This window comes from Spiroplasma cantharicola (genome assembly GCF_001281045.1).
Lineage (GTDB): Bacteria > Bacillota_I > Bacilli_A > Mycoplasmatales > Mycoplasmataceae > Spiroplasma_A > Spiroplasma_A cantharicola.
The window spans coordinates 569380-594732 of sequence record NZ_CP012622.1; the positions used below are offsets into that span (position 1 = coordinate 569380).

Sequence of the window (25353 nt, forward strand, 5' to 3'; positions counted from 1 at the left end):
TCTATAATTATTTTTGACTAGGAGTTGAAAAAATGGCAAGTGTTGTTGTACGCGAAGGTGAACCAATTGAAAAGGCACTAAAACGTTTTCAAAAAGTAGCTGCTTCAAATAAATCAGAAGCAAGAAAACGTGAATATCATTTAAGTAAAAAAGAAAAACGTATTTACAAACAAAAGCAAAATAAAAAATTTGGTTAAACAAATTTTTTATTTTTTTTTACTTTATTTTATTTTTTTATTAGTTTTAAACTGTCAAATAAGATATAATAATAGATATAAATAAAACTTTGAAGGAGAAACATCTGAGATGAAAAAGAACGATAAAAGCGCATATTCAATTAATAATTTATATTCATTGGGTTCATCAGAAAAGCTTGAAAGTGGTAGAACTGTTGGAAAACCTGAAAATTTAACTAATAACCAAATTTCAAAGATTGAATTGTTAAGAAAGTCTAATAGTATGGGTTCTTCTAAAGAAAAGAAAGCCGTTTCTCAATTAGGAGACTTACCTGAAGAAATAAAAAAATCAATTGAAAAAAAAGCTAAACTTCATGAGATTTTAAATAATGGAAGACATTATACAGTTGAAGATTTAAAAATAAAATTAGCAATGGAAAAAAAACCAATTGATAAAAAAAGAGCAAGTCAAATTAAAGAAGAAAGAATTATGTTTTTCAAAGAAAATATTGAAAAATTAAAATTAAATAAGAAGAGAAAAATTAAAATAGTATATGAAGAATAAAAAAATAAAAGCAAAACAAGAAAATGTTTTGTTTTTATTTTTTTATAGCGATTATATAATAGGGGTGATACTTAAATGTATTGTTTAGAAGGATATATATTAGAACAAGATGAAGAGTGCTTATTATTAAAAGTAAATCAAATTGGATACAAAGGCTTTAAAATTTTTAAAGAAAATTTCGCTTTAAATAAATTAAAACTTTTATATGTTATAAATTATAAAAATGAATATTCAAATGATCTGCTATTTTTTGAAAGTAAGAAGGTGAGAGATTTATCAGAATTAATTTTAAATATCAAAAATATTGGAATAAGCACCATTAAAAAAATATTTAAAAATGTTAGCGAAGAAAATTTTATTAAAATTTGCAAAGAGCAAGATATAAATACCTTAAATAAAATTTCAAATTTATCTGAAAGTATTTGTAAGAAAGTTATCAATGAAATAAGGTTTAAATTATTTAATGAAAAATATAATTTAAAGCAAATGAATGTAATAAATTCATTAAATAAACTTGGTTATAAATTATCTGATATTTATAAGTCAATTCAAAATATTGATTTAAATTTAAGTGAGGAAATTCTTTTATCTAAAGCAATTTTAAATTTAAATAATTATGGAAACTAATATTTTTAGACCGAATAGTTTAGAAGAGTTTATTGGTCAAAAAAATATAATTAATAATTTAAATGTATTTGTAATGTCAGCTCAGAAAAGAAATAAAAATTTAGATCATATTCTTATTCATGGTCCTTCAGGGTTAGGGAAAACAAGTTTAGGTTATTTGGTTTCAAAAATAATAAATAAAAAAATTCATATTTTAAATGGACAGAGCTTACAAAAACCAAGTGATATAATTTCACCGTTAACATCTTTAAAAGAAAATGAAATTTTATTTATTGATGAGATACATTCTGTTTCCAAAGAAATTTTTGAAGTATTATATCCAGTCTTAGAAGATAATAAGTTAAATATAATAGTAGGTAAAGAATATAATTCAAAAGTTGTAAATATAAAATTGGCAAACTTTACTTTAATTGGAGCAACAACTGAAATAAATAAATTAGTAGAGCCATTTAAGAATAGATTTTCAATTTTATTTCATTTTCAACATTATAGTGACAATGAAATAACAGAAATAATTAAATTAAATTGCAAAAAATTAAATATGAATTTAGACATTGAGGTAATAAAATATATTTCAAAGTTTTGCCAAAACACTCCAAGAGTTGCAATTAATCTGTTAAAAAGAATTTATGATTACATTATAATTTTAGAATTAAAAAATGTTAATATAGAAATTATTAAAAATATTTTTTTGGAATTAGAAATTTATAAATTTGGTCTAAGTAATCAAGAATTATTGTATTTAAAACTTTTATATAAACATTCAACATTAGGGATTGAAACCATTCAACAAGTTATGGGTTTGCAACAACAAATAATTATTAAGACAATTGAACCGATATTAATTAGAAATTTTTTAATTGAAAAAACAGTTAAAGGAAGAAAAATAACTGAAAAAGCAATTTTATGATTGGAAAAAGAAAATTTAATTTAAGTTTAAATTTATTTTTTATTTATAAAAACTTAAATGTTAAAATATAATTTGATTGTAAAGGAGATACTATGTTAAGACTAGCAAGAACTTTAACAAATGTTGGAATTTATTTGATTCTTACATTATTAATAAATATAATGATATTTTCAATTTTATTAATATCAATAAAGCCACTTATGGATGGGAGTTATAAATATTTTTTAGATTTGGGAAAATGGTTGCAATCAAATTTGGATGCAAGTTTAAGTTTAATAAAAAGTTTGGGGATTATTATTTTATTAGCTTCATTTCTATCATTTATTATTTTAATTTTAATTTTAATTTGAATTAATTCAAGAAAATCAATTTCTCAAAGATTTGGATATATTTTTGGTTTATGTGCAGGGGGAGCAGGATTATTTATTTCAATTTTACCTGCAATGACATTTGGAGTCTTTGCAAATGGAGATGAATTATCGATTCTTTTATCATTAATATTCTTTTTATTAATGGGATTGAGTAATTCACTTTTGTTAACTGGTTCAATATTTGGTATATTATCTGCAAAAACTTATTTAGACAATTATGAGGATAAAAATAAATCTAAGGAATAAAATAATTTTAATAAAAAGTTAGTGTATAATATTTTTGATTATATTTCAAAGGGGCTAATATGGAAAAAAAAGTTTACAACTTAAAAAAATCAAGTTTAGGTAAAGTAACATTTGAAGATGGAACAGCATTTTGCATGATTACAGGTAAAAATGATAATGGAGAAGAATTTAGAGAGATTTTAATTATTAAATCACTTGAAGAGCTTATAAAAAATTTTCATAAATGATCAATTGAAATAATTTCTTTAAATATAAAAGAAATAGATACATTTAATAATAAAATTAAAAATTGACTAATACAAAACTGAATGGAAAATGGAATTCTTTCATTCAAAAAAGAATTATATGAAAATTCTGGTTTAGAAGAAATAAAGAATATGGGAGCAATTGAATTTCTTAATTCAGAACCTGAAATTTCTCAATTGATATTGGTACACATTGCAACTAAATATACAAGTGGTCATTTAAAAATCCCAATAAATGAATTAGAACTATCAATAAGATATATTAAAAATATATTAGCAATTAATTTTTGAGATGATAGAGTAAATAAAGAAGAAGAATAAAATTAAGAGAATATTAATTCTTTTTTTATTTGTTATAATTTATATGGTGATAAATTTGAAAAAAATAATAAACTTTTTTGGTGTTGCAACATTATTAAATTCGACAATTATAACTGTTATATCTTGTGGTGGGACTCCAAATTATAATAGTTTTTATGAAACTAATTATAATAAAGCTTTTCAAACTGTTTTTAAAAATGAAAAAAATATTCAAATCAAGGAATTTTCAATGTTTCCTGAATTAGTAAAAAATAATAAAATTCCAGAACCAGAATCTAAAGAAAAAAAATATATTGAACAACTTATTTTAAGTGGGAATGAATTCAAATTAAATTGTGAAGAGTTTATTTGTAAAAATGATAATTTTTTTTATGGCAAAAAACTGACTTCAATTGAATATGGAAATTTAGGAGAAGATAAAAATATAAAAGAAAGAATAAAAACACAGTATGCTTTAGATGATTTAGCTTCATGGTTTAATATAGAACCAAACACAAAACCAGATTTTTTTTATGATTATACAAATTTAGAATTAACTTTAGATTATTCAAAAAATATATATTTTTTTAAAAAATATAGAGAAGAGCAAGATCTAATACTTTGGTCAAAACAAAATAGTTTAGAAATAGTAGATAAAAGTAAAGATAAAAAAATTAATACAGAGTTTAATTTTTTTGATAAGAATTTTATTTTAGATCAAGAAATTATTAAAAAATTAGTTTTAGCTGATTTAGTAGAAATTAATACAGAGGAAGTTACTGAAAGCTCAACTAAAGAAGGGGAAAAACAAAATATTTTAAAAATTTATTTTAAAAATATTGATAAACTAAAAACTAAAGAAAAAGTAAACAATGTAAAAAGTTTATTTTATTCTTATCAACAAGATATTGAGTTTAAATTAATTAATAATACAATTAAAAATAATTTGGAAAATGATAATGAAAACTATGAAACAATAAATTTAGAAAGTTTTAATATAGACAATAAAAAAATCAGTAAAATTATTTTAGAAATTAATATAAAGGAGGATAATAATGAAAAAAATAATTCATATATTATCTAGTTTATTCATTATACCAACATCTTCAATTATGAGTGTTTCATGTAAACCAATAATTTCTATTGCTTCAAAAAGTTTTACTGGATTTACCAATGATTTAAATATTTTCTTTAAAAAAAATGAAACAATTAAAGTATATAATTTAGAATACTTAGAATTTATAAATGATTCATGAGAACATAATGGATTTGAATCAAGTTTATCTTCAAATAAAATTGAAAATAATATTGTTGAATTAAACATAAACAATCCCACAGAAGCAGAATTTATTCAAACATTATCAGAAATCTATAATCCAAATGTAATTGATAATTTTTATGATTTTACAGGGATGACAATTATTGTAGAAAATATTTTTCTAAATTCAATAGTTGTTAACAATGAAAATGGATTTTATAATACAAAAGTAGAATCTGATTTAGCTTTAACAATTAAAAAGGGTTGAAAAGATCAAGGGAAAATTTTAGCATCCTTAACTAATTCAAATGCTTTAAATAAAACAGAAACATTTTACTTTATAAATAAAATAATTTCAGGAATTAATTTTAGATTGAAAGTTTTGGAAAAACAAAATGAAGATGATAATTGAGATTATGAAATCGAAGGCTCATTAAATGATGATCAAAAAAAGGCATTTGTTAATAAACTAGTTTTCTCGGCAAAAACTAAATTATCATTAGATTTGTCAAATAAAATTACTTTTGAAATGGATGAAAATAGTGCAGATGAATTTCTAATAATTGATAATTTTAAATATAAATTTATTTAAAAAAGCAATGTAACTAAACATTGCTTTTTTTGAACTCTTTACTATTTTTAAAAATGCAATTGATTAGTTCAATTTTTCCTCTTAATTCTTCACTAATCATAATTCCCTTATTGAAAACAATTATTTTAGAATTTTCATTAATATTTTCAACTGAAAGTTCTTCAATTTCATTTTCTTGAATTTCTTGACCAATTATATTACCAAAATAATGTTCAATTATCTCACTAGCTTCTTTTCTCTTTTGAAAATCAGGGTCATTAGATACTATATCCATTTCTTCTTTATAAAATTCACTTTGTTTTGGATTTTCAGCACTTCATTCTTTTAGTTTTTTTAATGTCTTTTCTAAGTTTTTTTGAAGAATATATTCTAAATCTTCATATTCAATTTCATTAAGTAAAGTATCTTCTCCTAATTTATTAAGTAAAGTTTCAATTATTTTTAAAGACTTATTAAGATTTTTAGTTATATTATTTATTTGCATTTTCATTATTAATTCAGTTATTTTTTCTTGAATATTATTTGGGTTTTTTTCTATTGTTTCTAATAATTCTGATTGGGCAGCACTACCAATATTTTTAAGGTCGTCATTATTCTTAATATTTAAACTATATTTTTCAATAAAATCTTTAATATCACTATACTTTGAAATAGTTTCAATATCAGTTTTTACCTTGCTTAAGATGTAAGAAGTAACGTTTAAGTCCGGAGTAAAATCACCAAAGCCTGGTTCGTTATCTTCTATGAAGCCATTTCTAAAATTTTCTACTTTTTCAACAATAAAATTCTTAAATCATTTGACTGATATGTCATCTAAATATGTTTTAAAACTATTTGTATTTTGCATTTATTTTCACCTTTATAGATATAATATCTTATATTTATCAAAATTATATACCTAAAAATGTGATATTATCTTTTTAAAGTAGGTATTAATATGAAAAGGAATTCAATCCAAATCATTGATGAGGGCTTCTTTTTACTTAATGAAAATCAGAATTTTAGATTTGACAGAGAACGTTCTAAAAAAATATTGGAAAATATCCAATTTCCAATAATGGTTTTAGATACTGAGTTTTTTAATCATTCTCATGATAATGGTGAAAATGATAAAAAATTATATGATGACAATAATAAGGATTTAGTATATGTCATTCAGTATTCTTTTGCAAAATCATTAAAAGAGATTTCAAATAGAGATAACAAGAAGGCAATAAAATCAATTACAATTAAAAGAAACTTTAATGATAACGCATATAACTTTTTTGATCAATATTCAAAAATGATTATCTCATTTTTAAACATGTGTCGAAATAAGGAAATTAGAACAATTGTTTGTGCTGGAGCTAGCAATGATGTCAAAATTATTAATAAATGAATTAATGACAATAAACGATTATTTGCAAGAAAGACATTAAAAATGGCTTTTTATAATAAGGAAAGTAAAGAGTTGAATGCTAATTATTTTGATATATATGATATTTTAGAAAATACTTTTTCATTTTCAAATACTAATAAATTAGGTGAAGAATTTTGAAAACGTGAAAATTTACCTGCAGGTAAACAAAGTGATGAAATGATTGCCTTAACTGGTACTAAAAAGTTTTTTGATTGATTTGAAGATATTAATCAAAATATTTTCAAAGATGAAAAAGATGATATTTATACAATGTGTTGTAGTGCATATTCATTTTTTTCAAGATCAACTAATAAGAAAATGGACTATGAAGAATACAAAACAATGAATAAAAACATAAAAAGAGTAATTGATCATTGTTATAACGACGTTTTAAAAGTACTAGAGTTTTTATCTTTTGTATATGAATTTACAAACGTTCCATATGCTAAAAATACATATATTAAAAAATATTAATCTTGATAAAACAATAAAATTGGTATAATTAAAGTAATAATGTGGGGTGTTTGAATGTCAAATAAAAAGTCTAGAAATTTATTATTGCTTAATTATTTTAAACCCTCAATTTATCTTGAAAGTTATGAAAAGATAAATTTAGATTCATTAAAAAACAGTGGAATTAAGCTTATAATGTGTGATATGGATAATACTTTAATTGGTTGAAATGAAAGAATTCCTTCACCAAATGTTTTAAATTTTATTAAAAATATTTATTCGCATAATATGGAATTTGTCTTATTTTCTAACAATATTAGAAGTAGGGTTGAAAACTTTGCTAAAAAAGCAGGAATTACAAATTACTTTTGAGATTGTAAAAAACCACTTTTAGGTAAAATGAAATTGGTTAAAAAACTATTTAAATATAAAGAAGAAGAAATGATTATAATAGGGGACCAACTTGTTACTGATGTGCTTGTTGCAAATAGAGCCCATATTAAAAGCATTTTGGTATCACCATTAAGTAGAAATAAAGAAGAAAGTAAGATGGTGCAATTTTTAGAAAAACACATACTAAAAAAGCTGTCACAAAAAAATATTTTACATGAAGGATTCTACAATGAAGGAGAAATTGGAGGTAATTATGAAATTCTCTAACAATGACAAATTAAATGACATTGAAAAACAGCTTGAAAATTTAGAAGATGTGGCATTGCAAATCAATTCTAATATTGCTGAACCAAATTCAAGCAAAGTAAAACAAAGAAGTAAGGTTAGTTTAACTGAGCCTAAGCCAGGAATTGGTAATACAACAAATTATAAATCAGTAGGACCAAAAAAATGTATTGGTTGTGGAAAACAATTACAGATGGATGATAAAAGATTGCCAGGATTTAGTTTAGATATTGCAAAACAAGATTTGTGTTTAAGATGTTTTAAAATAAAATATTATAATAAATTAGTGGAACAAGAAATTAATGATGAAGATTTCATTGCTATAATTGATGAAATAAATCAAACTAAAAATAAAATTAGATATTATTATGTAGTTGATATGTTTGATTTACCTGGAAGTAGATTAACTTGATTAGAAAAATTAATTTCTAAAAAAGAAGTAGTTATTTTAGTTAATAAAATTGATTTATTTCCAAAATCAGTTAAGAAATTAAAAATTCTAAATTACGTCAAAAAATATTTTGAAGATTCAGCAATTGCTGGTTCAAAAATAATTTTTACTTCATCACTTAAAGTTGACTATATTTCACCATTAGTAAGTGAATTAAAATCCATAGACTATGATCAATATATTATTGGTATTTCAAATGCAGGAAAATCAAGTTTAATAAACGCTTGTTTGAAATTTAACCATCAAATTCCTTCTATTGTTACTTCAAAATATGTTAATACCACTTTAGATAAAATTAAAATTAACTTTACAGAAAATAATTATGTTTATGATACACCTGGTCTTGTAAAGCATAATCATATTGCTATTGCAACTGCACCAAATTATTGAGATTTTTTCTTCTTTCAAAAAGAAATTAAACAAGTTACTTATCAATTAAATGCGGGTCAATCAATTTTTTATGGCGGACTTGCATGATTTAGTTTTGTTGAGGGCCAAGCAGTTAATGAAAAAAATAATAAACCAATTAAGACAAATTTCCATTTTTATGTTAATAAACAAATGCCTTTACATAGAACAAAAAAAGTAAACGCACAGCATTATTTTAAAAAAAATCGTTATAGTTTATCTCCAAGATTATTATCAAGTGACAGTGATTTTGAAGTACATACTTTCTTATATAATGATGACAAAAAAATAGATTTACATATTTCAGGATTAGGTTGAATAAGTTTCAGATCATATAAAGGTATGAAATTAGAAATTACAGTTCCAAAAACAGAATATGGAATAAGAGTAAGTGAATTAGATGCTCTAATTTAAAGAAGTTTTAGATCTTTAGAAAATTAAAAATAATAATAAGAGTATAATTACTTTTTTTGTTATTTTTCAATTAAATTCAAAAAATAAAAAATAACATTTTGAAAAAAATATATTATTAATTAAGTAAAAAGTGATATATTTATATTAAATAAGTTTGGAGGCCACAAAAAATAATGAAATTAGTTTTAGTTATTGAAGTTGGGATTTCAGCATCAAAAGTAGGTTTAGTTAATCAATATGGTGATTTACAAGCTCAATTTTCAGTTGATCACCAAAAAGATAGAATAATTCCCAATTTGTATGAAAAGATAATTGATGGTTTAGAAACTATTGGTATAAATTATGATGATGATATTGAAAAAGTTGGAATTGCAATTCCAGGTTATGTTGATCATATGCTTGGAATAATTAGATATTCAGCAAATTTAGAATTAACAAATTATAATATTAAAGAAGAAGCTGAAGAATTATTTAAAAAGCAAATTTTTGTAATTAATGATGCTAATGCAAGTGCATTAGGAGAGTTTTGAACAGGAGTTGCAAAACAATATGATTCAATCATTTTTTACTATATTGATAGTGGAATTGGTGGAGCTGTTATAACTGAGGGAAAACTTTCACCAGGAGCTAGAGGATTTGCAGGAGAATTTGGACATGGTGGTGGAATGTTTCAAGATAAGTATGACTGTGTTTGTGGTTTAAAAGGATGTATTGAACCAATGTCTTCAACTACAGGAATTGTCAATCATTTTAAAAAGAGTTTAAAATCAAAAAAAAATCATCCAGCATCAAGTTATTTTAATAATATCGAAACAATTACTTTTAAAGAAATTGTTGAGGTTTTTGAAAATAATGAAGATCCAATTGAAGTTATTTTACTTTTACAAGAAGCTGTAGAACCACTTGTAATGCATATGGCAACAATGCAAAATGCCTTAGATCCAGAAGCTATTATTCTAGCTGGAGGATTAACTCAATTAGATCAACATATAATAAAAATAATTAAGAAAAACATTAAAAAATATATTATTGAAATGTTTGCAGAAGAATTAACAATTGAAAACGCTCAATTAGGAAATGATTCAGCAATGATTGGAAGCGCTTATTACGCATTAAATGATTGAAAAATATTCTAATTTTCAATCATTTTTTTATGGGAGATTTGTATGGAAATAGAAGAATTATTAAAACGAATTAATGAACTTGCTAAAATAGCAAAAGAAAGAGAATTAACTCCAAAAGAGGTTAAAGAACGTGATCAATTAAGAAAAAGATATATTGTTATATTTAGACAAGGTCTTGAACAACAATTAGAAAATGTCTCAATAATTGATGAAAATGGCACTATAACAAAGCCAAAAAAGATTAAGTAGTTAAAAGACTATTATCAAGAATTATTGTTCCTTAAAATATTTTTATAATTAAATTTAAATAATAAAAATTTTTAAAAATTCTTTTATTTTTGTAAAAGTTTTTATTATAATATAAATAGGCCTTAATTGGCTACGAAAGGGAACATAAATGAAAAAATTATTAGGATTATTAGGAGCAGCTGGTTTAGTTGCTACAACAAGTGCAACAGTAGTTGCTTGTGGTGGAGATAAAGAAGAAGAAAAAATTGATTTATCAAAATTAACTTTAACAGTAGAATCAGGAAAAACTTTAGAAGAAGCAAAAACTGATATTACAAAACAAATTAATGAAAAATCAGCAGATGCTAAAATTGATACTGATTTTACAGTTACTTTAAAAAGTAAAGAAGCAAATGATGAAGAAACTGGAAAAGATGTTTTAAAAGATGGAACTGTATTAACAGTTGCAGCAACAGGAGATTCAAAATTATTAACAGGTTCAAAAGAAGTTGAAGTTGGAGCTAAACCAGAATCTGAAAAAAAAGATATATCAAAATTAACAGCTGAAATTAAAGCAGAAACTACTCAAGAAGATGCTAAAAAAGCAATTGTTGCAGAAATTGAAAAATTATCAAAAGATGCTAAAGAAACAGTGGATTATACAATTGCTTTCACTAAAAAAACTAATGAAGGTGAAGACGTTGTTGCAGAAGGTGATTCATTCAAAGTTGAGGCAACTAAGTCTTCAAAATTATTGACAGGGACAGCAACTATTGTTGTAGTTAAAAAATAATTTGTACCTATAAAAACAAGAAATTTAAAAAACATATTATTAAAATAATTTATGCATAAAATTATTAAAAAAAATCCATTTAATGGATTTTTTTAATTTTATATTTTAATTAAACTGATAATTTTAAATATATCTTGATACTTAATAAGATTTTTTTATTTTTAGAGATATAATTATTTTGAATAAAAGTGAGGTTCAAATAGAAATATGAATAGAGAAAATAAAAATCTAAATGCTCTAAGAATTTTAGGGATAGAAGCTGTAAATAAAGCAAATTCAGGACATCCTGGAATAGTATTAGGAGCAAGTCCAGTAGTATTTACTTTATTTACAAAACTAATGAATTTAAATCCTAAAAATCCATCTTGATTTAATAGAGATAGATTCGTTTTAAGCGCAGGACATGGTAGTGCTTTACTTTATAGCGCATTACATCTATCAGGATTTGATTTATCAATAGATGATATGAAACAATTTCGTCAGTTAAATTCAAAAACTCCAGGACATCCTGAATTTGGTCATACACAAGGAGTTGAAGCAACTACAGGACCCTTAGGTCAAGGTTTTACAATGGGAGTTGGAATGGCTCTTGCAGAAAGTCATCTAGCTGGAAAATATAACACAAAAGATTTTAATATTGTTGATCACTTTACTTATGTTTTATGTGGTGATGGTGATTTACAAGAAGGTGTATGTCAAGAAGCAATAAGTTTTGCAGGAAGATATAAATTAAATAAATTAATAGTTTTACATGATTCAAATGATATTCAATTAGATGCTCCTGTTGAATTAGCTCAAAGCGAAGACATTGCTCTTAAATTTAAAGCAGCTGGTTGAAACACTTTGTATATCAAAAATGGTGAAGATTTAAAAGAAATTGAAAAGGCAATTTTAACAGCTCAAAAAAGCGATAAACCAACTTATATTGAAGTTAAAACAATTATTGGAATTGGTGCGACTAATCAAGGAACTACTAAAGTTCATGGCGCACCTTTGGGAAATGATATTGAAACAGTTAAAAACTATTTCAATTGAAAAGAAGAGGAATTTAAAGTCCCCCAAGAAGTATATGACTTTTGAAAAGAGAATGTTTTGAATAGGGGAGTTAAAGCAGACAAAGAGTGGAGTTCACAATTTGCAAAATACCAAGCAAAAAATCCAAAATTAGCACAAGAACTTACTAAATCTATTAATAAAGAGTGAAATATTGATTTAAATGAATTACAAGCTTTAAATAAAAATGCAGAGCAAGCTACAAGAGTAAGTTCAGGGGAAGTATTTAATTATTTAAGTAAAAATATAACTTCAATTATCGGAGGTAGTGCTGATTTATGTGAATCTACTAAAATTAAAGGTCCTGATGGAAACTATGATTTTAATAATTTAAGTGCCAGAAATATTATGTATGGAGTAAGAGAATTTGCAATGTGTGCTATTAATAATGGAATGGCATTACATGGTGGTTTATTACCAGTAGCTTCAGGCTTCTTTGTTTTTGCAGATTATTTAAAACCTGCTTTAAGAATGAGTGCAATTATGAAAGTTCAAACATTAAGTATTTTTACTCACGATTCTGTAGCTGTTGGAGAAGATGGACCAACTCATCAACCAATAGAACAATTGGCAATGCTAAGAAGTATTCCTAACATGAGTTTATATAGACCATGTGATATGGCAGAAACTATTGCAAGTTATTATAATGCTTTAAACAATAAAAATAATCCAAGTGTAATTGTAGCAACTAGACAAAATTTAAAGGAATTAGAACACAATAATAAAATTATTGAAGATGTTAAAAAGGGAGCTTATATTTTAAGTGAAACAAAAAATGCTAATATTACTTTAATTGCAACAGGAAGTGAAGTTGCTTTAGCAATGGATGTAAAAGCAATTTTAGAATCAAAGGGAAATAAAGTAAATGTTGTTTCAATGCCAAATATGAATGAGTTTATTAAGCAACCAAAAAAATATCAAGATTCAATTATCAACAGAAATACCCATAGATTCTCAATTGAATTATCAACAACTTTTGGATGACATCAATTCTTAGGTGATAATGGTAAAGCTTATGGAATTGATACATTTGGTTATTCAGCTCCGTTCAATGATGTTATTAAAGAAATTAAGTTTACAAGTGCAGAAATTGCAAAAGACATATTAACTATATTAAAATAATAAATTATTATGTTAATATTAAAAAGAATTTATTAATAAAGGAGGATCTACAAATGGGGACAATAGTATGATGAGGTGCATTATTAATAGCAATAGCTACTGCTATTGTTGGGGGAATAATTGGTTTTATAATAACAAGAAAAGTTATTCAAAAACAATTAAGAGAAAATCCGCCAATTAATGAAAATCAAATAAGAGCTATGTATAGAAGTATGGGAAGAAAACCAACTGAAAGTGATATTAAAAAAACAATGAATGCTGTTAAAAGAGGAAAATAATAAATTTTTCGTTAAAAAGAGTTTTTATAATAAAACTTTTTTTTTTTTTTTTATTAAGAAAGTATTATATAATTATTTAGGAATTAATTCCGTATGAAGTACAGAAATATAAATTATAAAATTAGAACGGTGGACAAAAAAATGATACAAGTTTTTACTTGTAAAAAATTTAAAAGGGTAAATGCATTTTTATTATACAACGAAGATAAAAAAGCTGTATTATTTGATACAGCTTACCAATCGTATAAAGAAATAATAAAATTTGTTGAAAGCAATAACATTCAAATAACAGATATTTTTATAACACATGGTCATTTTCCACATTTTTATGGGTTAAATGAAATTTCTAAAAATCAAAATAGTCCCAATGTTTTTATAGGAAAAGAAGATTTACTAAATCTATTTGATCCTATAAAAAATATGAGTAACTATTTTGAAGGTGTTAATAAATGTATAATAGAACCTATAAAAAATTTGAAAGTAATATCACAAGATGGCAAAGTTAATTTAAATGGCTATGATATTGAAATATTTAAAAAGAATTGTCATACAGAAGGTTCTTTAATAATTTCAGTTCCAAAAGAGAAATGTTTATTTACAGGTGATTTCATTCTTAAAGATGAAACTTATTTAGTTGATGGATTATTGCAACTAAATAATGAAAATGAAAAGTTGATTTTAGAAACTTTTAACTGACTAATAAGTAATTTCAATAAGGATTTTTCAGTATTTACTGGTCATTATGATTATGGATTTAAAATTAATAATATTTTAGAAGATAAAGACGCAAAGTTGCTAAGAAAATATACTTCAAAATAGTAATTTAATCTATTAAATTAAAAAAATGTACTTTATTTTAAGTACATTTTTTTTTTTTTTTTTAATTTATTTTTGCTGATTTTTTTCAACTTTTAATTCAGATTCTGTTTTAATATTTTTTTCAGATTTTTTAGATTCTTCCTTTTGTTCATTAGATTTTATTTTATTTTTTCCTAAAAAGGCAGGTTCAGTACCTTTGATTAATCTAATAATATTTTGATAATGTCTTGCTAAAAGAATAATTGCTGCAAAAGTTATAACTAAATTTATTATTAGAAAACTATCCATAGGTGATTCGTTTACTAAATGGAATTTATTATATCAAACAAAGGGAGCAAAAGCATTTTGAAAGTCATTGCCATTAATTGAAAAATGCTTTAGTCCAGAAAGTTGAGGAATTCACATTAATATTGCAGCTAAAATAGCTGCAAATATTGAACCAATACTTACTTTTTTTGAAACTAAAACCAAAACTAATCATGTTGTAAAAAATATTAATCCAACAAGGATATTAGCAACTAGCATTAAACCTAAGAAACAACTAACAGCTTTTCCACCTTTAAATTTATAATAAACTGGTCAACAATGACCAACTAATGCAAAGAACCCAGGAATAATTAAAATTGTATTTTTAAAAATTTCAGTTGAACCTGTTGGTATTAAACTAATTAAAAACGCAAGAAGAACTGCTAAAAATATTTTAAAGGAATCTAATAACATAATTACAACTCCTCATTTTTTACCAATAATACGACTTGCATTTGTAGCACCTGCATTTTTACTTCCTTGTTCTCTAACATCTTTATTGGTTTTTAATTTTACAATCGCAATTGAAAATGAAAAACTTCCTAAAAGATATGCAAGAATAGAAGTTATAAAAGTTCCTATAATAATTCCTAAAGTCATATTTTAAACTCCTTATAAATCTAATAATCATAATTTATCTTACTATAAAGTTATAGTAATATGCAATAAAATAGTTTAGAATAATAAAATAGTCCTACAAATTATTTTTAAAATGGGAGGGTTTATTAAAAGTGAAACTAAGTGAAAAAATAAATTTAAAAAGTATGATTTTTAATTTATATAAAAAAGATTTATTAGGTCTTTTAAGCAAAAAAGAATTTAATTTGAGCGAAGAGCAAAAAAATGAATTAATTTCTTTAGGTCAAACAAGTGAGTGTAAAACATTATTTGAAGGAATTAATAATTTTTTTGAAAAAAATATTAATAATGAACCAATTGAATTAAGTTTAATGTTAACTTTAGTTTTACAAAGATATCATTATTTTTATAAGACTGAATTAGAGTGAAGAACTTATTGTAATAATTTTGAAAAGATTGAAGAAAAAGATCCAGGGGAATTCTTTTTAACTTATATTAGTAAGTTTTTTAATGACCAAATAGAACTTTACAATAATAGTTATCAAGAGATAATCGAAGAATTCAATATTGAAAAATGAAATAAAAAATTTTCACAAGATATTAAAGTTCTTCTGAAAAATATTAGTAAATCAAATAATTTTCAAGAAAAATTATACAATTGTGAACAATTGGTTTTATTTTTACAAGACACAAAAAACATCTATTCTAGCTTAGAAGTTGTTGGGTTAGAAAAGGAAAAGCAACAATTTCTAGCTCATACAAATGAAGTTAAAATAATATTTCAATCATTAAACCATTTAGTAAATGAGATATTAAAGCAAATCATTGCTGTTTAAAGGAAAAGAAATATGTTTAATAAATATGACAAAATGAATCAAAAAGAGTTAGAGGAAAAACTTTTAATTGTGGAAAAAGAATATAAAGAGTTATTAAATGAAGAGAAAAAAATTGATAAAAAAGTGAAAAAAAATTTATGATGGTGATTCTTTTTTCCCTTATTAGGTTTTCTTTTCTATCAAATTCATCTTAAAAGACGAAAAGAGAATGATAAAAACTATTATATTATTAAAGATAAAAAAAAGGATTTAATTTATATTGAATTAGAAATTCAAGTCATTAAATCTAAAATTGAAAAAGCTAATCAAAAACTTGAAAAATAAAATTATTTACAGATTGTAAACAATATAACTCATTAAATACATAATTAAAGAACTTCTTGTTGATTCTAAAAATGTTCCACGCTCTCAATAATCAACAGTAATAATTTGACTATATTTATCAAATTTATGTTCTTGTGATGGAGAACAGATAATAAAAATATTATCTGTTTTAGTTTTAAGTAAATTATAAAAATTAATAACGTACTGATTATCTAATCCAAAAGCAATTATTAAAAAAGTATCTTTATTTGTTACTCTGTTAACTCAAGTTTCATTTAATTTTCTTTGATAGTTAAAATGACCATTATATCCTAGTAAATTTAATTCACTTATAAATAACTCAGTATTAAATAATTGTTGATAACAACTAATAGCATAAATATTTTTTGCCTTTTTAATGGAATTAATTAATTCCATTATTTTATTTTCCTGAGTATCAATAAAATTAAGAGAATTGTCTATTAAATTTCTATAAGAGTTTTTATTATTTTGACCAATGTTAGTTAAAGAAGATCAATTATAATATTCAGTTTCAACTTTAATTCTTATTGCCAATTCCTTAAATCCATCATATCCATATTTTTTTGCAAACGCTGTAATGACTGATTCAGAACAAAAACTTTCTTTTGAACATTCATTAATTTTAGGCGTTTTTTTATTTTCAATACACTCAAGCAGATAATTTGCAATAGATACATGAGTTTGGTTTTCCAAATTTGCTTTTATTAAAATCAATTTTTCTTTAATACTTTTGAACATATTTATCTCCTAGGTATATATTAGCAAACTTCTTTTGAATTTCCAAAAAAATTCTCCATTTCTATAAATCATTGTAAAAAATATTCTAAACCTTACAATTACTAATGGAGGTATTAAAATGATTAATTTTTCAAAAAAATTTGAAATAGGTGCTTCAATGAGCGCAATGCAAACTGAAGGAAAGGGTGTTACTAAAATAGGTCAATTAGCGTTTGATAAATATTTTCAAGAAAAGCCAGAGTTATTTCACAATAATATTGGTCCTGATATAACATGTGATATTACAAGACACTATAAAGAAGATATTAAAATGTTTAAAGAGATTGGCTTTGATTCATTAAGAACAGGTTTTTCTTGAGCAAGATTATTTCCTGATGGTAAGAATGTTGATTTACAAGCAGTAAGTTTTTATCACGATTATATTAATGAATATAGAAAAAATAAGATAAAAATTGTAATGACTTTATTTCACTTTGATATGCCGCTTTGAGCTCATCAAAAAGGTGGTTGAGAATCAAGAGAGGTAATTGATTCTTTTGTTCAGTATTGTGAGTTTGTTTTTCAAGAATATGGTGATAGTGTAGATTCTTATGTGACTTTTAATGAACCATTAGTTCCTGTATATGAAGGTTATTTAAATGATAGACATTATCCTGCAATAGATGACCCTAAACAAGCAGTACAACAAGCCTATGGTATATTTTTAGCTCATTCAAAAGTACTATTGGCTTTTAGAAAATATGGTTTAAAAGCTCCAATTGGTGTAGTTTTCAATTGAAATTATACATATGCTTTTTCCAATTCAATTGAAGATCAAAAGGCAGCTAAAATTTATGATGCTTATGTTAATAGAGGACCTTTAAATATTATGTTTAATGGTGTTATTGATCCAATTTTAATAAAAACTTTAAAACAATATTCAATCTTGCCAATTTATAGTGAAGAAGAATTATTAATAATTAAGCAAACCAAAATTGATTTTCTAGGAATAAACTATTACTTCCCTTGTAGAGTAAAAGCTCAAAGTAATGGCAAAAATAGATGAGTTATGGATAATTTCATTATTGATATTCCCAAAGATGCCAAAATAAACCCTCATCGTGGATGAGAAATATATCCTGAAGCTCTTTATGAAATTGGAATGGAAATTAAAGAGAAATATAATAATATTGCTTGATACATTGCAGAAAATGGAATGGGTGTTGAAAATGAAAATAGATTCAGAGATGAACAAGGAGTAATAAATGATGATTATCGAATTGAGTTTTTAGAAAATCATTTAAGTCAAATTAAAAAGGCAATTGATGATGGTTCAAATTGTTTTGGTTATCATATTTGAGCTGCTTTAGATTGTTGAAGTTTTAGAAATGCTTTTAAAAATAGATATGGTTTAATTGAAATTAATTTAAAAGATCAAAGCAGAAAATTTAAAAAGTCAGCTTTTTGATATAAACAATTAATTGCAAATAAGAAGGGATAATGAAAATGCTTAAGAAGAAATATATTCAATCTGTTCAAGATATTTTTCAATATTTAGGTGGTTATGAAAACATAAATTACTTTACTCATTGTATGACACGAATGAGATTTCATTTAAAGGATTGAAAGGTAATTGATGAAGAAAAAATAAAAGCTAACGAACATGTAACTGGAATTAAAAAAAATGAAGGTGGAGATGAGTATCAAATTATTATTGGTATGGAAGTTGCTGAATTTTATGAAACATTTTGTAAGATAAATGGTTATGATACTGATGGTAGAACTTTATTAGTAAAATCAACTAATTCAAAAGATAGTGATTTCAAAACAAAACAACTTGAAGAGATTAAACAAATTAAAGGAAAATTTAGAGTTAAAGGTTTTACAAATAAATGTTTGTCATTTGTTAGTAAAGTCTTTTCACCAATAGTTTATCCTCTAATTGGTTATGGACTTTTATTAACAATTTGATCACTAATGACTGTTGAATGAAATGGAGATGGTACTTCATTAGGAGACAGTATTCATTTCTTTGGTCAATTCGCAAGTATACTTGATATTTTAACTAGTACTTTTTCATTGTTTATTACTATAGCTGTAAGTTATACAGTTTTTAAAGCAATGCGATGTACTTCAATTTATGGAATCCTAATTGGTGTTGTTTTAACTGCTCCGGGTTTAGTAACAATGGGAGCAGTTCAAGTTGAAGAAGGTCAAACTATTTTGTCACAGTATCCAGGTTGAACCTTATTGGGAAAAGATATTGTCTATCCATGAAAAATAAACTTTAATGGTCTAATGGTACCAATGATTGGAGTGGCAATCTTTGGAGCTTATATGGAAAGATGAACTTCTAAAATTGGTAATGCCACTGCAAGAAATATTTTAAGTCCAATATTAATAATTGGTGTGACATTTATTTTTGCCATATTTATTGTGGCTCCAATTGGATTATTATTTACAAATTATTTATCAATTTCAGTTAATTGATTAAGTACAAATAAAATAGCAAAATATATTGCATTGCCACTTTTAGGAGCACTATATGGTCCTCTTGTAATAACAGGATTACATCATTCTTTAACTCCAATTATTTTACAAGGTCAATCAGCTTATGGAGCTACAATTATTCAAGGTTTATGTACATTATCAAATGTATCTCAAGGAGTAGCTACAATTGCTTTTGTAGTTTTAAATCGAAGAGTTAGACAGTTAAAAGAATTAGGAGTTTCAAATGGTGTTTCAGCTATTGTGGGGGGAATTACTGAACCTTCATTATTTACAGTAAACTTAAAACACTTATTTCCTTTAATTGCATGTTCAATAGGAGTATTTTGTGGAAGTATAATTCTTGTAGCTTCAAATACTTTTGCTTTACAAGGAGCTAGTTCAATATTTGGGTTCTTAATGTTTCAACATAAAGCACCAGAAGCAACAGGAGTTACTACTTGAATTGGTGGGGGATTTGTTTGAGGGGGAATTTCAATTATTGTAAGTTGTTGTGTAACGTTTGTAATGACTCTTATCTTAGGAAAAATTAAATATTTTAATTCTAGAACTCGAGATTTACTTTTAGAAGAATATAAAGAAGATTTAAATGAATTAAAATTAATATCAAAAGGTGATTTTAAAGAAATACTCAAAAAAGAAAAAGAAACTAAAAAGTCCTTAAAGCACCAAATCAAATTAGAAAAAAGAAATAAACATATCAGAAATAATGTATAACAGCAATTTTTAGACATAATTTAAAGAACTAGAAAGTAAATAAATTCACTTTCTAGTTCTTTTTTTAAAATAAATTTACTTTATAATATATTTGTTAAAGGAAAAAAATTATGAATAAATTTAAATGAAAAAATCCGTTGCATATTTGTATCTTATTAGTTTTATCTTTTTGTATTATTTTTAATTTTTCAACACCAAAAATTAACTATGAAGTAAATAAAGTTAATACAAAAGAAAAAGTTATTATGATAACTTTTGATGATGGACCAAGTTTAGCAGATGAAACTATTTTAGATATTTTAAAAGAAAACAATGCAAAAGCTACTTTTTTTGGAACAGGTATTAATTATGAAAAATATTGAAAAGATGAAAAAGTAAAAGCAATTACTGACAGAATGGTTAATGAGGGTCACACTTTAGGAAATCATTCATATTATCACAATAAGTATCAATTTAAGACAAAGTCTGCTTATGATGAGTTTTATAAAACAAGTGACATGATAGTTAAAATTTATGCAGAAAATAATATACCTAAAACAATAAGTGATGTCCCAATAAGAATGCCATTCTTGCAATATTATCGAGGGATGGATTATTTACAAAGTAAAATGCAAGTTGAATATTTTGTAAGAGGTTACTTAGGTTGTGATTATGATGAAGCAATCTGTGGAAAAGAAAAAATTTTAAAACAGTATAAAAGTAATATAAGACCAGGTCAAATATTAGTTTGTCATACAAGAGATTATGCAAAAGAATGACTTCCTGATCTTTTAAAACATTTAAATGAAAAAAATTATAAAACGGTTAATTTCACCAATGGTGATCAAGACTATAGAAATTATGGGGGATTAATATTCTAATGTGATCAGCTATTGAAATTATTCAATTTATTACTTTAAATATTATTTCAATTTTCTTTATTTATTTTGCAGTTATTAATTCTATTAATAAAGAAGAAAAGAAATGACTTAGAATTGTACATATAGTTATCGGGGGATTAAACTCTATTTGAATTATTTTAATTTATACTTTAAACTTTTTTATTTGAAAATCATCTTGAGGTGTCAATGTTGGTGTAAACTTTGGTTTTATTATTTTAGATATATTATATTTATCAATGTGATTCATTTTAAAATTAAAAAAATAAGCAATTTTATTATTTAAATTTTAAAAATATAAAAAAACAATAATTAATATTATTGTTTTTTTATATTAAAGTACTTTAAGTAAGTTAAAGTACTTTAATTTTTCTAAATATTATAATATAAATAGAATATTTTGAGGGGCAAATTATGAGAAAAATTTTTAAACCTTTAGCAATCATTATATTAATTATCGGACTTATCTTTTTAACATTTATGTATGCATTACCAAAGGGCAAAGATAAGAAAGTACAAGAGCAAAATTTTGTTATGAATCATGGTAATAAGGACTGACATTGAATTGAAAATTGAGAACAATATAATAAAGATCATAAAAATTTTGAAATTTATTCAAATAATACTGACATTGCACATGTTACTGAAAAAGTAATTCATGATGATGGAAAATTTGAATTAAATGCAAATAGTGTTGGTCAAACTTTTCTAACTTTAGTAGGATCAACAAAAAATTCAAATTTAGAAAAAAAATGAATATTTCCAACTGAAATTTATGAATCAGTAGAGCCTGAAAAAATTAATATTGAGATATCAAATAATAATTCAAGTATTGAAACTGGTAATACTGATTCTTCAATAGTAATTAAAAATTATTTAAGTTTAAGTAATCTTAGTATAGAGTCTACAAATAAAAATATTGCAACAGTATTTAATGATAATGAAATTATTCATATATCTGCAATTGCAGAAGGTGAAACAAAAATAATCGTTAATGCTGATAACGCTATTAATCCTGTTGAAATAAATGTTATAGTAAATAAAAAACTATTTGATATTGAATTATCAAATGATAATATCAATCTCCAAACTGAGGAAATTAATTCTTCAATTAGTATCAAAAATTATAAAAGTTTAATGAATGTAAGTGTTAAATCTAAAAATAATAATGTAGTACAAGTAACAAATGAAAATGAAATTATTAAAGTAACAGCACTTGCAGAAGGTGAAACAAAAATAATTGTTAACGCTGATAACGCAAAAAGTCCTATTGAAATAAATGTTATAGTAAATAAAAAATTATTCGATATTGAATTATCAAATAATAAAATTAGTATTGAAAATGGTCAGACTAACTCTTCAATTATTATTAAAAATTATAAAAATTTAGAGAATGTTAATGTTGATATAAAAAATTCAAAAATAGCTTCAGTTATTAATGAAGGAGAAGTTGTTAAAGTAACAGCGCTTGCAGAAGGTGAAACAAAAATAATTGTTAACGCTGATAACGCAAAAAATCCTGTTGAAATAAATGTTACAGTTACAAAAAAATTATTTATTATTGAATTATCAAACAATAATATTAGTATTGAAAATGGTCAAGCTAGTTCATCAATAAAAATAAAAAATTATGAAAGTTTAAATAATGTTAGTGTGGAATCTAAAAATATTAATGTGGCACAAGTAACAAATGAAAATGAAGTTATTAAAGTAACAGCGCTTGCAGAAGGTGAAACAAAAATAATTGTTAACGCTGATAATGCAAAAAATCCTGTTGAAATAAATGTTATAGTTACAAAAAAATTATTTAATATTGAATTATCAAACAATAATATAAGTGTTGAAGCAGAAAAAACTGATTCAACTATATCAATAAAAAATTTTGAGGATTTAAATAATGTTTCTTTCAAAATAACTAATGAAAAAAATATTAACGTTACAAATGAAAATGAAATTATTAAAGTAACAGGACTTGTAGAAGGTGAAACAAAAATAATTGTTAATGCTGATAATGCAATTACTCCTGTTGAAATAAATGTTATAGTTACAAAAAAATTATTTAACATTGAATTATCAAATAAAGAAATTAGTATTGAAGCTGGTCAATCTGATTCAATAACAATAGAAAACTATAATAGCTTAAAAAATATTAATATAGAATCTAAAAATTCAAAAATTGCCTTAGTAATTAATGAATCAAATAATATAAAAATATCTGCAATTGCAGAAGGTGAAACAAAAATAATTGTTAACGCTGATAATGCAATTACTCCTGTTGAAATAAATGTTATAGTTACAAAAAAATTATTTAACATTGAATTATCAAATGATAATATTACTTTGGAAAGTGGTCAAACTAATTCATCAATAAGAATAAATAATTATGATAGTTTAGTTAATGTAGGTATTAAATCTAAAAATAATAATGTCGCAGAAATAAAAAATGAAAATGGAATTATAAAAATATCTGCACTTGCAGAAGGTGAAACAAAAATAATTGTTAACGCTGATAATGCAAAAAATCCTGTTGAAATAAATGTTATAGTTACAAAAAAATTATTTAACATTGAATTATCAAACAATAATATAAGTATTGAAGCAGAACAAAATGATTTAATAACAATAGAAAACTTTGAAAATTTAATTAATGTAAGTATTAAATCAAATAATGAAGATATTATTGGAGTAGTTCATGAAAATGAGAAAATTAAAATTGAAGGACTTGTAGAAGGTGAAACAAAAATAATTGTTAACGCTGATAATGCAAAAAATCCTGTTGAAATAAATGTTACAATTACAAAAAAATTAATTGATATCAAAGTTAATAAAACTAAAGTTAAAATTAGAGTAGGAAGTGCATTGACAAAAATAAAAATATTAAACTATGAGGATTTAGAAAATCCAGAAGTTAAAAATAGTTCTTCAGGTTTAATTACAGTATCTGTTAAGGAAGATACAATTTCAATTAAGGCACTTCTTATAGGAGATGCAACTATTACAGTTAATGCTGATAATGCCAGAGAAATTGTTAAAATAGAAGTAAAAGCAAGATTGATTTAAATTTGATTTATTAATTTTTATAGTCTATTAAAGTAGATAAATATTTATATAAATTAATTAGAAAAAAATTTATTCCATTTATATTTGATTCATAATACTTTTGGTCCAAAAATAATTTATTATCAATTAATTCAAAATTCTTTTCTCATAAATATGTATATAAGATAAAAATATTATTTTTATCTATTTTATTTTTTAGGAACTCATAAGCATTATATAAACTTTCGGTTTCATTTCCTGTGAAAATAAAAATGTAGGAATAATCAAGAAAATGAATTTGATTTAAATTATTTAAATTTTTTGATAAATCAAAAATGTTAGTTTTATAATTTTTTTGATTTAGTAAATCAGAAAGAAATATTGATGAGAAAGAAGTTTCATATGAAGACATTATTACAATTTCTTTATTAGCTTCTAAAACTCGTTTTTTAAATAGATCTATTTTAAAATTTGTATTTTTTGTAAAATTTGTAAAATTAATAAAAATTTCAGATATCTTACTTGTTTTGCTTTTCTTTATATCAATGAAGTTATTTTTATATTCTAGTTTTAAAATAATAACTAATTCTCGATATCCAGAAACTGAAACAGTCTTTGAGAAATTTGTAATTGTAGCTTCACTTACATTGCAAATTTTAGCTAATTGCTTTTGTTTTTTAAAACTATTATTTCAAAAATCTTTTAAAATTTGTTGACTTACAATTTTAAAAGTATTATTTAAATCATTTTTACTTATTTTTTCAATTTTTTTATATAGTAATTCATTCATATTTTCTTTGTTCTTATTTCTTTTTTAATCACAAATATTATATATTCTAATTTTTTAAATATTATTTTGAAAAGAATAATAAAAACTTTTTAATAAACTCTGAATAAATATAAAATTATTTTTAATAA

The 25353-nt window shown here is 23.5% G+C and carries 28 protein-coding genes; 24 read left to right on the plus strand and 4 right to left on the minus strand.

Translation table 4 applies throughout. The features are described 5' to 3' along the window. Window positions 1-32 precede the first annotated feature (32 nt). From rpsU to SCANT_RS02570, 8 genes are all read left to right on the plus strand, one after another. Window positions 33-197 (plus strand): 30S ribosomal protein S21, encoded by a 165-nt coding sequence (rpsU, locus tag SCANT_RS02535; protein WP_020834273.1) that lies wholly within the window; start codon window positions 33-35, stop codon window positions 195-197. Between the two features lie 109 nt (window positions 198-306). After that, window positions 307-741, plus strand: a complete 435-nt coding sequence (locus SCANT_RS02540; protein ID WP_053946158.1) for a hypothetical protein — start codon at window positions 307-309, stop codon at window positions 739-741. Window positions 742-816: 75 nt separating this feature from the next. Then, window positions 817-1368, plus strand: a complete 552-nt coding sequence (locus SCANT_RS02545) for a hypothetical protein (RefSeq protein ID WP_053946159.1) — start codon at window positions 817-819, stop codon at window positions 1366-1368. Next, window positions 1358-2302, plus strand: coding sequence for a Holliday junction branch migration DNA helicase RuvB (gene ruvB / locus SCANT_RS02550; protein WP_200902959.1), 945 nt, complete (start codon window positions 1358-1360; stop codon window positions 2300-2302). Before SCANT_RS02545 ends, ruvB begins: the two co-directional genes overlap by 11 nt. A gap of 68 nt (window positions 2303-2370) precedes the next feature. Next, on the plus strand, window positions 2371-2895 hold the full coding sequence (locus SCANT_RS02555; protein WP_053946160.1) for a hypothetical protein: 525 nt from the start codon (window positions 2371-2373) through the stop codon (window positions 2893-2895). Window positions 2896-2954: 59 nt separating this feature from the next. Beyond that, window positions 2955-3461, plus strand: coding sequence for a hypothetical protein (locus tag SCANT_RS02560; RefSeq protein ID WP_053946161.1), 507 nt, complete (start codon window positions 2955-2957; stop codon window positions 3459-3461). A 55-nt stretch (window positions 3462-3516) separates the two neighbouring features. Further along, the gene (locus SCANT_RS02565; protein WP_053946162.1) at window positions 3517-4524 is read left to right on the plus strand and encodes a hypothetical protein; all 1008 of its coding nucleotides are present in this window, start codon (window positions 3517-3519) and stop codon (window positions 4522-4524) included. Next, entirely contained in the window at window positions 4496-5290 is a 795-nt protein-coding gene (locus SCANT_RS02570) for a hypothetical protein (RefSeq protein ID WP_053946163.1), read from the plus strand. The genes SCANT_RS02565 and SCANT_RS02570 overlap by 29 nt, the downstream gene beginning before the upstream one ends. A gap of 13 nt (window positions 5291-5303) precedes the next feature. On the opposite strand, the gene SCANT_RS02575 is transcribed toward SCANT_RS02570, so the two are convergent. After that, the gene (locus tag SCANT_RS02575; protein WP_053946164.1) at window positions 5304-6137 is read right to left on the minus strand and encodes a hypothetical protein; all 834 of its coding nucleotides are present in this window, start codon (window positions 6135-6137) and stop codon (window positions 5304-5306) included. Window positions 6138-6227: 90 nt separating this feature from the next. Between SCANT_RS02575 and SCANT_RS02580 the strand changes: the two genes are divergently transcribed. From SCANT_RS02580 to SCANT_RS02620, 9 genes are all read left to right on the plus strand, one after another. Then, window positions 6228-7163 (plus strand): hypothetical protein, encoded by a 936-nt coding sequence (locus tag SCANT_RS02580; RefSeq protein WP_053946165.1) that lies wholly within the window; start codon window positions 6228-6230, stop codon window positions 7161-7163. Window positions 7164-7217: 54 nt separating this feature from the next. Beyond that, entirely contained in the window at window positions 7218-7802 is a 585-nt protein-coding gene (locus tag SCANT_RS02585) for a YqeG family HAD IIIA-type phosphatase (RefSeq protein ID WP_235443301.1), read from the plus strand. Then, window positions 7789-9093 carry a ribosome biogenesis GTPase YqeH gene (gene yqeH, locus SCANT_RS02590; protein WP_053946167.1) on the plus strand — a complete coding sequence of 435 codons (1305 nt, stop codon included), beginning with the start codon at window positions 7789-7791 and terminating at the stop codon, window positions 9091-9093. Before SCANT_RS02585 ends, yqeH begins: the two co-directional genes overlap by 14 nt. A gap of 173 nt (window positions 9094-9266) precedes the next feature. Next, window positions 9267-10229: an ROK family protein gene (locus SCANT_RS02595; RefSeq protein WP_053946168.1), complete on the plus strand. Its 963-nt coding sequence runs from the start codon at window positions 9267-9269 to the stop codon at window positions 10227-10229. Between the two features lie 30 nt (window positions 10230-10259). Beyond that, on the plus strand, window positions 10260-10466 hold the full coding sequence (locus tag SCANT_RS02600) for a DUF896 domain-containing protein (RefSeq protein ID WP_053946169.1): 207 nt from the start codon (window positions 10260-10262) through the stop codon (window positions 10464-10466). A gap of 148 nt (window positions 10467-10614) precedes the next feature. Beyond that, window positions 10615-11238 (plus strand): lipoprotein, encoded by a 624-nt coding sequence (locus tag SCANT_RS02605; RefSeq protein ID WP_053946170.1) that lies wholly within the window; start codon window positions 10615-10617, stop codon window positions 11236-11238. 207 nt (window positions 11239-11445) lie between these two features. After that, window positions 11446-13413, plus strand: a complete 1968-nt coding sequence (gene tkt / locus SCANT_RS02610; RefSeq protein WP_053946171.1) for a transketolase — start codon at window positions 11446-11448, stop codon at window positions 13411-13413. Between the two features lie 53 nt (window positions 13414-13466). After that, the gene (locus tag SCANT_RS02615; RefSeq protein WP_053946172.1) at window positions 13467-13691 is read left to right on the plus strand and encodes a YneF family protein; all 225 of its coding nucleotides are present in this window, start codon (window positions 13467-13469) and stop codon (window positions 13689-13691) included. Window positions 13692-13832: 141 nt separating this feature from the next. Continuing rightward, window positions 13833-14510: an MBL fold metallo-hydrolase gene (locus SCANT_RS02620; protein ID WP_053946173.1), complete on the plus strand. Its 678-nt coding sequence runs from the start codon at window positions 13833-13835 to the stop codon at window positions 14508-14510. Between the two features lie 66 nt (window positions 14511-14576). On the opposite strand, the gene plsY is transcribed toward SCANT_RS02620, so the two are convergent. Then, the gene (gene plsY / locus SCANT_RS02625; protein WP_053946174.1) at window positions 14577-15416 is read right to left on the minus strand and encodes a glycerol-3-phosphate 1-O-acyltransferase PlsY; all 840 of its coding nucleotides are present in this window, start codon (window positions 15414-15416) and stop codon (window positions 14577-14579) included. A gap of 164 nt (window positions 15417-15580) precedes the next feature. On the opposite strand from plsY, the gene SCANT_RS02630 reads away from it, so the two are divergent. Beyond that, window positions 15581-16231 (plus strand): hypothetical protein, encoded by a 651-nt coding sequence (locus tag SCANT_RS02630; RefSeq protein WP_144416876.1) that lies wholly within the window; start codon window positions 15581-15583, stop codon window positions 16229-16231. Window positions 16232-16243: 12 nt separating this feature from the next. Continuing rightward, window positions 16244-16555, plus strand: coding sequence for a hypothetical protein (locus tag SCANT_RS02635; protein WP_053946176.1), 312 nt, complete (start codon window positions 16244-16246; stop codon window positions 16553-16555). Window positions 16556-16561: 6 nt separating this feature from the next. Here SCANT_RS02635 and SCANT_RS02640 read toward each other — a convergent pair whose 3' ends face one another. Then, window positions 16562-17314 (minus strand): MurR/RpiR family transcriptional regulator, encoded by a 753-nt coding sequence (locus SCANT_RS02640; protein WP_053946177.1) that lies wholly within the window; start codon window positions 17312-17314, stop codon window positions 16562-16564. Window positions 17315-17432: 118 nt separating this feature from the next. Here SCANT_RS02640 and SCANT_RS02645 point away from each other — a divergent pair, with 118 nt between their 5' ends. The 5 genes from SCANT_RS02645 to SCANT_RS02665 all read left to right on the plus strand — a co-directional run bounded on the left by SCANT_RS02645 (window position 17433) and on the right by SCANT_RS02665 (window position 24456). After that, window positions 17433-18794, plus strand: a complete 1362-nt coding sequence (locus tag SCANT_RS02645; RefSeq protein ID WP_053946178.1) for a glycoside hydrolase family 1 protein — start codon at window positions 17433-17435, stop codon at window positions 18792-18794. A gap of 5 nt (window positions 18795-18799) precedes the next feature. Next, a complete protein-coding gene (locus SCANT_RS02650) occupies window positions 18800-20518 on the plus strand; it encodes a PTS transporter subunit EIIB (protein ID WP_144416877.1) in 1719 nt (572 codons plus the stop codon). Window positions 20519-20628: 110 nt separating this feature from the next. Continuing rightward, entirely contained in the window at window positions 20629-21378 is a 750-nt protein-coding gene (locus tag SCANT_RS02655) for a polysaccharide deacetylase family protein (protein WP_053946180.1), read from the plus strand. Then, window positions 21378-21665: a hypothetical protein gene (locus tag SCANT_RS02660; protein WP_053946181.1), complete on the plus strand. Its 288-nt coding sequence runs from the start codon at window positions 21378-21380 to the stop codon at window positions 21663-21665. Before SCANT_RS02655 ends, SCANT_RS02660 begins: the two co-directional genes overlap by 1 nt. Window positions 21666-21810: 145 nt before the next feature. Next, window positions 21811-24456 (plus strand): Ig-like domain-containing protein, encoded by a 2646-nt coding sequence (locus SCANT_RS02665; RefSeq protein WP_053946182.1) that lies wholly within the window; start codon window positions 21811-21813, stop codon window positions 24454-24456. A 10-nt stretch (window positions 24457-24466) separates the two neighbouring features. Here SCANT_RS02665 and SCANT_RS02670 read toward each other — a convergent pair whose 3' ends face one another. Beyond that, window positions 24467-25225 carry a hypothetical protein gene (locus SCANT_RS02670; RefSeq protein WP_053946183.1) on the minus strand — a complete coding sequence of 253 codons (759 nt, stop codon included), beginning with the start codon at window positions 25223-25225 and terminating at the stop codon, window positions 24467-24469. Window positions 25226-25353: the final 128 nt, after the last annotated feature.